General features: G+C 50.0%; 9 protein-coding genes. 2 read left to right on the forward strand and 7 right to left on the reverse strand.

Annotated features, from left to right (window positions below; genetic code table 11):
• The 3 genes from nhaD to NP589_RS15280 all read right to left on the reverse strand — a co-directional run.
• Positions 1 to 1,244: sodium:proton antiporter NhaD (nhaD, locus tag NP589_RS15270; protein ID WP_256607768.1), on the reverse strand; the 1,244-nt coding region annotated here is incomplete at its 3' end.
• Positions 1,245 to 1,364: 120 nt separating this feature from the next.
• Positions 1,365 to 1,916, reverse strand: coding sequence for a MarR family winged helix-turn-helix transcriptional regulator (locus NP589_RS15275; RefSeq protein ID WP_256607795.1), 552 nt, complete (start codon positions 1,914 to 1,916; stop codon positions 1,365 to 1,367).
• Positions 1,917 to 2,339: 423 nt separating this feature from the next.
• Positions 2,340 to 2,489: a hypothetical protein gene (locus NP589_RS15280; protein ID WP_256607769.1), complete on the reverse strand. Its 150-nt coding sequence runs from the start codon at positions 2,487 to 2,489 to the stop codon at positions 2,340 to 2,342.
• A gap of 1,007 nt (positions 2,490 to 3,496) precedes the next feature.
• Between NP589_RS15280 and clcA the strand changes: the two genes are divergently transcribed.
• Complete coding sequence (gene clcA, locus NP589_RS15290) at positions 3,497 to 4,822, forward strand: H(+)/Cl(-) exchange transporter ClcA (protein WP_256607770.1); 1,326 nt, start codon at positions 3,497 to 3,499, stop codon at positions 4,820 to 4,822.
• Positions 4,823 to 4,887: 65 nt separating this feature from the next.
• Positions 4,888 to 6,048, forward strand: coding sequence for a cation:proton antiporter (locus tag NP589_RS15295; RefSeq protein WP_256607771.1), 1,161 nt, complete (start codon positions 4,888 to 4,890; stop codon positions 6,046 to 6,048).
• A 235-nt stretch (positions 6,049 to 6,283) separates the two neighbouring features.
• Here the strand turns inward: NP589_RS15295 and NP589_RS15300 are convergent, their stop codons facing one another.
• The 4 genes from NP589_RS15300 to NP589_RS15315 all read right to left on the reverse strand — a co-directional run bounded on the left by NP589_RS15300 (position 6,284) and on the right by NP589_RS15315 (position 13,119).
• Positions 6,284 to 7,606 carry a glycoside hydrolase family 5 protein gene (locus tag NP589_RS15300; protein WP_256607772.1) on the reverse strand — a complete coding sequence of 441 codons (1,323 nt, stop codon included), beginning with the start codon at positions 7,604 to 7,606 and terminating at the stop codon, positions 6,284 to 6,286.
• A 408-nt stretch (positions 7,607 to 8,014) separates the two neighbouring features.
• Positions 8,015 to 9,970, reverse strand: a complete 1,956-nt coding sequence (locus NP589_RS15305; RefSeq protein ID WP_256607773.1) for an alpha-amylase family glycosyl hydrolase — start codon at positions 9,968 to 9,970, stop codon at positions 8,015 to 8,017.
• 140 nt (positions 9,971 to 10,110) lie between these two features.
• Entirely contained in the window at positions 10,111 to 10,965 is an 855-nt protein-coding gene (locus tag NP589_RS15310; protein ID WP_256607774.1) for an HAD-IIB family hydrolase, read from the reverse strand.
• A 15-nt stretch (positions 10,966 to 10,980) separates the two neighbouring features.
• Complete coding sequence (locus tag NP589_RS15315) at positions 10,981 to 13,119, reverse strand: HAD family hydrolase (RefSeq protein ID WP_256607775.1); 2,139 nt, start codon at positions 13,117 to 13,119, stop codon at positions 10,981 to 10,983.
• Between the last annotated feature and the right edge of the window lie 32 nt (positions 13,120 to 13,151).

Genomic DNA, 13,151 nt, shown 5'->3' on the forward strand with positions numbered 1-13,151 from the left:
ACTTCAGACATCTCCGGACGCATCGCCAGGATTGCAAACATCACCGGGATGTTGTCGATCAGGGCTGAAATGACGCCGACCAGCACATTGGCTGGCGTGGCACCAAGTTCGCCATACAGAAACACGGATAAATGCTTTAGGTAGCCGAGAAAGTTCATCCCGCCCACGCACAACACTACCCCATAGAAAAACAGCAAGGTGTCCCACTCCATCCGCGCCAAATGGTGGAAAACGTCGAAGCGCAAACTATCCTCGCTGCCGGCATCCGGGGTTTCCTCGCCGGACATGGGATCGAGGCCCAAATCCGGTTCGTCCCGGTGGGTAATATGCAGGAAATAGCCGAACAATTGCAGATAGGTCAGACCAGCCATCATGCCGACCGCAGCCGGCAGTTGCAGGCTATTCTGAAAGCCGACTGCCGTCAGGACCGTGAGCAGAAATAACACCACGATGCGCTTGGCGCCACGGCGGGTGACGACCTTTGCATGAATGGGCGCCGGCTGAGTTTTGGGAATGGCAAAATGCATGATCGTAGCGGGAATTAGAAAGTTGACCACCGAGGGTACGAACAACTTGAAGAAGGTCCAGAATTCGATGATGCCCTTTTGCCAGACCATCAAAGTGGTGATGTCGCCGAACGGACAAAACGCGCCGCCAGCATTGGCGGCTACCACGGTATTGACACAGGATACGCCGACGAATTTGGGATTATCCTTGCCGACCGCCATCACCACCGCGCACATCAACATGGCGGTGGTCATGTTATTGGACACCGAGGAGATAAAGAACGCCAAAATCCCTGTCACCCAAAACAGCTGGCGGTAATTCAAACCCTGGTTTACCAACCAAGCCCGCAGACTATCGAATACTCGTCGCTCTTCCATGGCATTGATATAGGCAATGGAGACGATCAGAAATAGCAACAACTCGCCGTAGTCCAATACATCATGCCGAATCGCCGTTTCAGCAACCGACGATAGGCCTTGATCCTTATAAACTAGCGCAATCGCCACCCAAATCAACGCCGCTGCCAGCATCATCGGTTTGGATTTGCGTAATTCCAAAACTTCTTCGAGTACCACAAAGAGATAGGCGATCGTAAATATGCCTATACACAGGAAGCCGACTCCATGTCCGCTTAAATCCAGGGCTTGAGATAAGCTTTCAGCCAGCACGTTGGTTGAAAATAACATTAGTCCGGCACCTGCTAATGAGCCGAGCAAAACCTTATTAAAATCTTTCATACAGTCTTCCATCTCGGTAGTACGGTGACCCGCTTTAGCGTCATCGTTCTCAATATCACTTCCCAAATTCATACTCCAGTAACAACGCTGTTGTTGTCTCTGTCGGGTTGGCCTAAACGTTCATTCTTTCCTTTTGCTGGACGGCGACTTTTTAGGTAGCGGATTAATAGGCTGCATCGCCGCTTCGTCATCCTTAATTTTCATTTCTTTAACAAGCAGATCGAGATTCTTGGCAAGAGACTTGAGAACATTCTCCGGCAAGTCAAATAACGCATGCTGCAAAATGCCTTGTGGCGGCGACGACACTTGGTTTAATAACTCAGAACCCTCCTGAGTCAACGTCAGTGTGACAACCCGCTGATCCTGGCTAACGCGCTCCCGCATGATTAATCCTTTCTTGGCCAGCTTATCGAGCATATTACTGGCGGTGGAATGATGAATCGACATCGCCTTGGCCAGCTCCGTGACTTTCAATCCCGGATTTTTTGACAATTCCCACAAGGCCCACAACTGTGCGCTGGTGACACCGCAATGCGTTTCAACCCATTGCGAATGTTGCTGAACAGCTTTAAAAATCAGTCGAAACTGTTTCAATACCTCATGCGACCACTGTTTGGACTCTTCTGTGTCAGAGGTTTTCAAGGATGTTTTATCTTTTGGGTTACGAATCATGTTCGGCAAAATTTTCGTTCAAAGACATTATTATCCACCAAACCGTTGTTGTGCCTAGATCTGCTCCAGCTTCCCGAGTGCTGAATCGGTTGCAACCTAAAACTAATTTCTTTAGAAAGGCAATAGCGGCACTTACTGGTTTTTTATGTTTGGGCAAACAATGTTTGCATAAACATTATGCGGTTATATAATGCCCCCTGGCAAGTCTGAGGGCGGCTCAACTGATGTGAAGATGCTTGATGTGGTTTCAAAAGTCGAAAATACGTTGAAATAACTGCCCCTTAGCTTGCCTCCAACACATGAGGTTGACGCGAAATAGAATGTCAGTACATGTCCTAATTCGGCTAATTGAACACCTTTCTTTTTCAATAGGAACTGTTTCAAAGCAACATAAAAATACGAAATGACGATGTTTCCAAAAAATCATATCAGGCGTTTCATATATTGGGTGTGCCTGACTTCCTTCATGTTACTGACATCCTGCTGCGGACAACAGAACGCGGTTCCTATCGATAAATCGTCGTCTACGACGGCGTAAATCGGCAAATCAGTTTCAAATTTTAGGAAATCCACTAGATCAGCAAGTTCCAATTAAGGACGATTTTGTCAAACTACGGTAACGCCTTCGTTATTGAGCTCAAATCGCCCAATCTGCTTGACGAGCCGGACATTACGCTTATCCAGCAGTTCACCGACTTGAACCGTGTATTAAGATAGGAAAGCGCGGATGGCATCGAATCGAAATCGTAGCAGGACTTGGTTTTGTGCCGTCCAAGACGCGGCGACTATTGCGATTACTTTGCTAAAGCAATATGCCCCTAAGCCCTCAACGTTTTTAAGAATCCAAATGCGTTGTGTTGATATGTTTTGTCTTGCCGGTTTGGTGTGTCTACTAGGTTGCGGGCAAAACAATCCGGAGCTGGTGTCTCAATCCGGACCAGCAAAGCCATCTTCCAGCGCTCTAAAACAAGCAGCTAAAAACTGTGGCATATCGCTTTCTTATACAAGAACTCGGGAAAATTCAATCAGAAGTATTCGTGGTCGCGACATTTATTCAGACCCGAAGAAACTGGCATGCCTAGTCCGGTCTAATCGTAAAGCTGCACGCCTTACCGCAGCACCGGAATCCAAAGTGGAAAAGTCTGTCCGATCTTCAACTGGCACCGCAAATTCGGAGAAAAAAGAATTCAATAGTCGCCACTGATACTATCGATTGGCTCCGCTACCCTTATTGCCCTCTCATTGAGACTTGGTTTGCGAGACCGAAACAATTCAGAGGCATCGCTACCCGATATGACATTTGAAACGCAAAATTGAAAGCGGTAGTTGGCCTCAACATCCAAGGTCTCAAAAGTCGGCAGAGGTATGCGCCGGCTGCCCGTTTTAAGATAAGTATTCGTTACCGCCAATATTATTGTGTAGCGGCAAACATTGTTTACACAAACATTGTTTTGTCTTTAGAATGCTGACATCCATACGATTTTTGATGGCTGGATATTGTGTTCAACTATTAACGTTATCGCGATTGCCTTTTACTTATCCGACATGATAGTTACGGAATTGCCACTCGGGACAACTTGTTGAAAATTGATCAAGCAGAAACCAAACTCTACCCCTCGGCAGACGCGGAGCGGCGGAAGAACCGCTTGTTACCACAGGCCGTTTTACTCGGACTGTTGACAGGTAGCGTTTCAGTACTTTTTCAACTTGCGATGGATAGTGCCGAAGCATTTAGAAATAGCCTTCTAGTCTTCGCGAGTCAGAACACGGAAAGTGGCCCCTGGTTGATCATGGGCCTAACCGTAATCAGTTTAGTTTTCGCTGTCGACGCGATCAGATGGCTTGCGCCAGAGGCTAGCGGAAGCGGTATCCCGCATATTAAAGCCATTCTAATAGGACGCCGCCATTTTCGCTGGTTGCGGGTGTTGATTGCCAAGTTTTTTAGCATGATCATCGGGGGGGTCGCAGGCCTGGTAGTCGGGCGGGCGGGGCCCTGTGTGCATATGGGAAGCGCCATCGGCCAGGGGCTGGCAAATCTTTGGCCAAATAAAAAAAATACCGATCATTTAATTTTGGTCGCAGCCGGTGGCGGAGCCGGACTCACGGCTGCATTCAACGCGCCGCTTTCTGGATTGACCTTCGTGCTCGAAGAACTTGAGAGGCGGTGTTCTACGCTTGAATTTTTTACCGCCGCCATCGCATGCCTGACGGCCGACATGGTATGTAGAGCGGTGCTAGGACAACAACCGGCTTTTCATTTCGATAATTTCACAACTCCTCCACTTAACCTTCTGATCGCATTCTTGCCATTGGGCATTCTTTCCGCCCTATTGGGTAGTTTGTTCACTCGCTCCTTATTATGGGGGCAGCGATTGATTACCTTGCCCCTTTGGCCCAAATGGTTTTGGTGGCTAACACTGACGATATTGTTAACCGTTACGGCTTGGAAAACCCCCGAATTGTTAGGCGGCGGACATAACTTCGTGAATGAGATACTGGAAGGTCGGCAACTACCGTTGGAAACGATTGCGTTGTTTTTTATCGGCCGATTTGTCTTAACGATCGTCTGTTCCTGTTCAGGCGCAGCGGGCGGGATTTTTATGCCAGTTCTGGTATTGGGCGCACTGCTGGGTTGGTCAGTCGGTGTAGCCATACAACTACTGTTCCCAGAATTAAATGTGGACTCAAAGTTATTTGCCGTGGTTGGCATGGCGGCCTATTTTAGTGGAGTGGTACAAGCGCCATTAACTGCTATCGTGTTGATCATCGAGATGACTAGCAACTACACATTGATTTTGCCGCTATTCATCGCCTGTTTTTCAGCATTACTGATAGCGAATTGGTTGGGAAACCCACCAGTTTATGAAGCGTTACTGGAAAATGATTTGCGAAAAGATCGAATTTAGTGAAGGGTTCGTTAAATTGGCCTGACATTCCAGTGTTGTTAACCCGCAAAAATCCAGGAGACTCCATGGAATCTTATCGTATAGCAGTATTTGTCATAGCCCTGGTGGCGGCTTTCGCTCCTTTACTGGTCAAAATACCGACGCGCTTTCGAATGCCGGTTGTGGTCGCTGAAATGCTTTTGGGGATGATTGTCGGTCCTCATATATTCAACTGGGTATCTCCTGATGGTTTAGTGGGTATGCTTGGCGAGTTAGGTCTGACATTTTTGCTCTTTATGGTGGGCCTGGAAATCAATCTCGAGGAAATTCAAGGCAAACCCTTGACCATTGCCGTCGGCGGATGGCTGCTGTCATTTAGCGTGGCCATGGCTTGTATGTATGTCGTACATGCCATTGGCCTGATTCAGGCAACACCGCTGTTGGCCGCCGCTGCCTTGTCGACCACCGCACTTGGCATATTGGCGCCCATACTAAGGGATGAAGGGATTTCGACTACGGATTTCGGCAAGTTGCTGCTGTCGGCGGCGGCGATGGGCGAGTTCGGCCCGTTAATTGTCGTCTCCCTATTGGTCATCCCAACTCATAGCACATTCTTGCATACCGTTTTCATTGTGGCCTTCGTAGGGATTACTTTTGTGATTGCGGATATTGCAGTCAATGCCCGCTTTTCTTCGTTAATAAAACTCCTCGCCCAAACCATGCAAAGTACCGGTCAATTGCCGGTGAGACTCTGTATTGCCCTCCAAGCCCTGTTGGTGGTTTTAGCAGGCGAGTTTGGATTGAATGTGGTGGTTGGTGCATTCGCGGCTGGCATGGTCGTGGGTCTTGCCAGTAAAGGTGACGGTGGCGTGATTCTCCGGCAGAAACTGGATGCGATTGGTTATGGATTCTTAATTCCCATTTTCTTCATAGTTGCCGGCATGAAATTTGACATCAGTGCACTGTGGGCAAACCCACTGGTGCCGGTCCAGGTGACCTGCTTGTTAGGGCTGTTAATCGTGGTGCGGGGTGCGCCGATAGTGCTTTATAATCAAACGTTAGCACCAAAAGACAGGTTGCCGTTTGCGCTGTATTCCGCAACGGGTCTACCCTTGATCGTCATCATTACCGAAATTGGTGTTTCGTCCGGCCTCATGGCCCCGGATCGCGCGGCGGTTCTAGTCAGTGCCGGCATGATTTCTGTTTTGCTGTTTCCTCTCCTTGCCGAACGAATTAGAGGGAGTTAGTAACATCGAGCTTCAATGGTTAGCATCGGTTATTGATGAATGGTAGAACTGTCGCCAACTGTTGTTTGGAATTATTGCAAATAGGTGAAACTGTATGGCAATACGGTACCGGCTAATACAGGCTCAGTTGCTTATATCCTCGGCCGAAACGTCGTGTAATTCGTTGGTGTTTGAATCGCACAACGGAACTGTTTTGGAATCCGAACGGCTTCAAACGCAAACCGTTTATCGATACTTAATTGACCATACCAATAATTTTCTGTCCCTCTGGTTTTTCTAATTTAGAAGGTAAGGCTCGATTGGGCCGCTTCAGGTCTCGGCTTGAGGTTGCTTTTTGCATGGCATTAATAACGGTAGAGTTCGGTGAAAAATATTCCAGCGTGTTCCACTGACTCCATTTCTGTTTAATCGTGTTTAAATCGTCCGCCGCAATATCGGCAACATTGCTGTTGTGCCCTGCTGCGTTGTACATACCCCAGTTGTTGCGGCCCACTACCTTATAAGACCAAGTTGTCCAGTGACTGCCGGTTTCTGTAAATTGCTGAAGCCCGTAATTCCAGGATTCAGCATTTTCAAACAGCGTGAACTCCCCTATAAAATGCGGTACGTTATATGTTGAACCCCATTTTTGAGCATCTTGTATCCACCCATCCACGGAGTTTTTCATCACCGTGAAATCGTTATTGTTTTGCCATTGGTAATAATGCAAGGAGTAGACGACGTTCTCCCAGTTTTTTTCTTGGGGATTGGGAAGAGTATCCCACCACCAGATAGCTTCCATAATGATGATATGGTCGGGATCGATCCTACGGATTGCGTGATACAGACGGTCGTAAAGATTAACCACCTCGGAACCCATCCTGCCGGGAAAGGTCTCGGAGGGTTCATTCAGCAGGTCGTAACCGGCCACGGCGGCATTGTCCTTAAAACGCGCGGCAAGGGTTTCCCAAAACTCTACCAGTTGACTCTGATAAAGCGGAGAGGAGTAAAGCAGAGTGCCGTTTTGCCGACCTGAATGATGGGCTCCGTTTTGTGACCCCGGCGCCCCGTGCAGATCAAGGATGGTGTAGAGTCCATATTCCAGGGCTTTGTTAACGGTCCACTCAATTCTGGATAAATCAATGGCACCGGTATCGTCCAGTCGCCAGTGGCCTTCGTCATCCATATGGTTAAATGCAAATATCGGCAAACGGATACAATTTAGACCGGCTTCGGCGATGTTCTTGAAATCGTTTTCTGTGATCCAGGAATCCCAGTATGTGTTGTAAAGATCCCAGACAATCTCTTTTCCAAATCGATTGGTGAGAATATTTCGAGCATCCCACTCATTTGATGCCCCGGCTAATGGCGACATCCAAGGTTCATGGCCCCGCCAGCCTCCTAGATTGGTGCCGTAAAGATGAACCTCTTTACCGGCGCCGTAATTGTCCCTGATCTCCATTCCGTTCACTTTAAGGAAATCCGACGCAAAACAACTTAAAGGAGACAAAAACGTCAATGTCCATAATGTGGCTGCTGCTCTAGGCAGGATTAGGGGACAAGCAGCTTTTAGTTTCATAAATATTATTACAGCGTAATTGGTTAGGATTCGTTCGAAAATAAACCCGGAACAAGGTGTTGAGCAATACTTTCGAGAGGGCCGCGCCGGAGAATAAATCAAATCGCCTGCGCCCGCTCTTGGATAATCCAGAAAGCCGGCCAAGGCGGAACCGATAAGCGATAGTACGGCAAAAAAGGGTGGACGGACGGGAGAATTTGACGAGTTCCGGCATCGCTACAGTCCAGGCAATGTTTCAAATCCACTCGTTCATTACGATGTACTTCATTCAGGATCAAGGCCGATCCAAAATGCTGTATGGATTTCACCGTTCGATTACAGGCTCTAGTCGATTTTACAGCATTTTCCAACCCGGAAAATGAGATTGATCTGACCGGGAACATTAGAAGCTGCGACGTCTAAATTGCCTTATATTTCCGTCAACCAATAGAACTGAAAGCCCTGCAACACGATCCGCTGATCGTACTGCGCAGGTTTACGGCTGCTGTATAAATCGATGAATTGCCCAAAAGGATCGATACCCCGGTTCCGGAGCAGGTATAGATCGAGATATTGGGGATTGGCATCGAAGTTGGCGACGATCATGACCCGCTCGGAAGCGCGCAGGTGATTGAAGCGTATGAAACACAATAAATGTTCGTTATCGACATCCACTACTTCCCGATTGTTGAAGTCGGCGAATGACGAGGTTTCTTTGCGGATTGCTATCATTTTTCTCATGGCATTGAACAGGGCATATTCGCTTGTACCCTGTTTCTTGCGCAACTCAGCCCTTTCCCAATTGATCTTGGGCCGATGTATCCAGCGATTGTCATTGCTTTTGCTGGGATCGTCCTGATAGCTGTAGTCGTTGACGACGCCTAGCGCGTCCCCGTTGTACAGTAACGGAATGCCGCCGAAGGATAAAATAAGGCTTTGCAGTAACAGAATCTTTTTTATTGCGGCATCGATCAAGCCTTGGTCATTGGTTTTCTGGCCCGCTTCCAGTCCCGCCAGAGACGCCAGAGAGCCGCTGATACGGGCATCGCCGGTAGTTTCGTTACGCATGAACACCATGCCTCTGGCCGGCGAAGCATCGAATTGGCCGCTGAAATAGTCGACCAGAAATTGCCGGTGTGCGTAAGGATCGTAGCCCGCAGCTCGAATATCGTTATCGTCGAAGCCGAAGCCGATATCGTCGTGGCAGCGCACATAATTCAGCCAGGTGGCGCGTTCCAGTTTCGCCGGCAGGTTTTTTACGCCTTGATACAGTAATTTGGTATTTTGCGTGGCGATGGCATCCCACAGCAGCGCCATCAAGGTGGCGTTGTAGGCGATTTCGCATTCCTTAGCAATGATCGCATCCTCGCCAAAATATTTGATCACTTCGAGTGGTGTGACAATAGCTTCGGCGATGAACAGTACACCCGGCGCGGTAACCTGGCAGCAATCCTTCATCAATTGCAAGATTAAATGGGCATTGCGCTCGTTCTGGCAGGAAGAACCGATTTTTTTCCACAGGAAAGCAACGGCATCCAGACGCAAGATATCCACCCCCTGATTCGCCCAAAATAGGATGACATCCAGCATTTCGATGAACACTTCGGGATTAGTGTAATTCAGATCCCATTGATAATCGTGAAATACTGTCATCACCCATTTTTGCATCTGGGCATTCCAGGTGAAGTTTCCAGGGGCTGATTCCGGGAAAATTTGCGGCATGGTTTGCTCAAACATGTCGGGAATTTCCCGGCTGTCGAAAACATAGTAGTAATCCTGATAATACCCATCCCCCATGCTCGCCTTCTTGGCCCATTCGTGTTCGTCGGAGGTATGATTCATCACGATGTCCAGCACCAGCAGGATATCGCGTTTCCTAAATTCCTCGGCTACCCGTCGCAGATCGCTTAGATCGCCCAGCCTGTCATCGATTTGCCTGAAGTCGCTGACCGCGTAGCCGCCGTCGCTCTTGCCGGCCGGGCACATCAGAATCGGCATGATATGTACCAAATTGATACCTAGCTCTTGGAAATAAGCTGTTTTGCTGACCAGATCGGCCAGGTTTTCCGCGAAACCGTTGGTATACAAGGCCATGCCGACCCATTTCTGCGACAGAAACCAGTTGTGATCCTGTTCGCGCTCGATGTCGATGCGTTCCAACTCGGCGGATCGATCGATATAGCCCTTGGCCATAGTTTCCACCAGTCGCAGCATTTGCGGCTTGAAATCCTCGCGGTGACCGTACAAGGTGAAAAACAGCGAATAAATCGCATAAAAATTGGCGCCCAGCCGGGTGTAAAAGTGCCGAAGATCCTGGCGACGAATCTCCGGTTTAAGATCATCCAGAATGGCGTTTAAGAGCGAGTGAGAAACCTGTTCGTACATGGTCTTATCCTGCTGATGTTGGCGGGGCGTCAACATTTCCCGTCGTATATGAAACCGGAATAGGGCTTACGTCCATTGTGACCGAAAACGTCGTCGGGAAACACCTGAAGAGTAGGGTGCCGTGAGCGGTAATGAGGCAATCAGTGTTCATGGCCTTTCATCATCCAATGTCGGGTTTCAGGAAGATAATGAACGATGCCTTCGAGTATGCCAGCACTATAATTGCCGTTCATGCTCAAAAAGCCGCCTCGCGCCAGATAAAAGGCCGCCTGGTTGCCCTCTTGCCCAATCAGGGCTTGCGCCTGTTCGACCACGGCACGGTCGGCATTGGCGACCAGTACCGACGGTATCCGGCTGACGATCACCGGCAGATCGTTGCCGCTGTCGCCAGCAAATACCGTGTTGTCGATATCAAAAGCCTGATGCCGCATCAAAAACTCCACGGCATGCAATTTGGTGGCGCGGGCCGGCAACACATCCAGCAGGCCGGTGGCGGACGCTTCGTCCACGCTGTAAATCAGGCTGGCCGCCAGGTTTTGAGCCTCCAGACGGCTCGCCATTTCCTGGCGCAAAGCCTTTGCATCACACCGCATCGACAGATAATAACTGAGCTTGAAACGGTTTTGCTTGGTTTCTTCCTGCAAGCGCAAGTCCGGCAAATCGGCAAACAAAGGCCGCAGCTCCTTCGCCATCAGGCCGCGCCAATCGGTGGCGATGTCGTCTTCCCAGGCAGCCCAATGCTTCCAGCCTCCTGCGCCTGCCCGATAGATCGTGGTGCCGACGTCGCCGATCACCCAATCCGGTGCCGGCAAACCGTACTCACGGATCGCTTCCTCCACCAATTCGCGGTGCCTGCCGCTGACATAGGCTAAAGTCACCTCGGGACGCAAAACCAGACGCGCGAAAGCCTCCCGCGCACCAGTGGACTCCGGCTGACTGCCGTTGGGCAGCAAGGTCCGATCCAGGTCGGTGCAAATCAGGATGCGCTTCAACATGACGCTGACACCCAGTTAGAGATGGAAGAAATCATAATGTTCGATGGCCTCCAATATGCCCCAGGCATTAGACTGTTCGGCGAAATAGACCTGCTCCATGTCCGATAAATTCGACAACTCCTCGCTGTGACGATTGGCAACCACGACTCCACACGTATTACCACTCACCATGTCGCAATCGCCGCCGGAACCGCCCGTCGCCAGGATATGGTCCAACGGGATATTCCATTGCTGGGCGACATATCGCAACGCCTGCCCTTTCGAGGCTCGCGCCGGTACGATGTCCAGGAATTGTCCGAACGATAGCGTGGGATTCACCGACAATTCCTTTTGGCGCAACAAGGTGAGTATCTCTTCCATCGGCGGCGCAAGTTGGCTATCGTAATAATAGGAAATCTTGAAGCGGCTTTGTTCGCGTTTGGGCTGCGGCGTCAGGCCAGGCAGACTGCCGAGAACGCGACGCAGCACTTGTGGCGTCCACAAATGATCGATGTGATAACTCCAGGCAATATCGGCAATAAGTTGTGGCATGAAATAAATTTCGGTACCTAAGCTGGTAATCAGAATATCCGGCCTTGGAATCCTGTTTTGCTTCAAAATCGCCAACACCGCATCCAGGCGTCGCCCAGTGGCGATGCCGAACAGACATTTTCTACGTTTCTCCCGGATCAAGTTGACGAATTGCTCCAGCCCCTGGTCATCGCCCAATAGCGTGTTGTCCAGCGCAGTAAAAATAGCCTGCTTCCGCAGCCGGCCAGTTCTAGCGACCGGTGGCGTTTTCGGCAGGCGTTCGAAGTGCTGCAACAACGGCTGCAGTTTTTGAAGAAAGGCTTGGGTATGAGCCTCCCAGGAGTAATAGCGGGCGACATTCCGCAGTCCGTTCTCGGATAGTGTCCGCCAGAGATCGGGGTTATCTAGGATGCTCAGCAACGCTTCGGTGACTGCGGCTTTATCCAGCGGGTCTACCAATATACCGTTATGGCAGTTACCGATGATGTCGAACGGGCCGCCGTTTTCGGTAGCCACCAACGGGCAGCCACTGGCGGCGGCTTCCAGAAGCGTCAGGCCAAAAGGTTCGGTTAGAGCGGGATTAATAAATATTCCCTTGGATGAGGCTACCAGACGATAAATGTCCGCGACTTCTTCCGCACTGTGGTGCTTGGGTAGCGCGACTTGACCGTAAAGATCGTAACAATCCAACACCAGCAACAGTTCAGTCAACACCCCTTGCGCTCCTTCGTTCATCTCCCGGATATCATCACGATTGCCGGCGACGATAACCAAGTTGGCTTTAGCCTGTAAACGCGGTGATTCGCCGTAGGCTTCCAATAAGGTGACGATATTTTTCCGTTCGTCGGGTCGCGACAACGCCAATATCATTGGCATGTCAGGTTGGTACAGGAATTTATTCAGTGATGCCGCGAACGCCGAGCTAGCAGTATCGGCGGTTGGCGGGTGAAATTGATCGAGATCGGTACCGGGTGGTATGACTGCCATCTTCTCCGGTGTGTAGCAATTATAAAGCTCGTATTGGTCTTCAATTTCGTTGCGGGTACTGGTGATGATCAATTCGGCATTGCTCAACGTATCCTCTTCCGCATCGATGCGACGCGAAATGTGATAGCGCTGTTCGATCTCCTCCATAGTCAAACCCCAAGCCAATAGCCTGCGGCACTTGTCGCGCCCCAAGGAATGTCCGGTGTGAATCAACGGCAAACCCGTCAAATGCGAAAGCCGCACGCCAACATAGCCGGCATCGGCATAATGGCTGTGTAACACATCCGGCCAATGTGGCTGACTATGCAGCCAACTCAACAGATTATCGGCGAAGCTGTCCAGGTGATCCCAGAGCTCTTCCTTGCGGATATAGCCTTCCGGACCTGCGTCGATACGAATGATTTGCGCATTTTCCGCCAATGCTTCGACGGCTTCGGCGTAATCGGCGCTAACTTCGCTGTCGACGATGCGCCGCGTGATCAAATCCACTCGCCCGACATGCGATTGCTTGGCCAAGGCTTTTGCCAATTCCACGACATATTTGGTTTGCCCGCCGGTATCGGCGTCGCGCCCCAATTCCAGACAGTGACCGCGAATCAGGCCGTGTATGCTGATCAAGACGATGTGCAAGTATTCGGTTGTTTCGTGTTCCCGCATGATTGATGCTCCGTGGACAACGTTTGTTTGCC

Origin of the sequence: Methylomonas rosea (assembly GCF_024505055.1) — a bacterium.
GTDB classification, from domain to species: Bacteria; Pseudomonadota; Gammaproteobacteria; order Methylococcales; family Methylomonadaceae; genus Methylomonas; species Methylomonas rosea.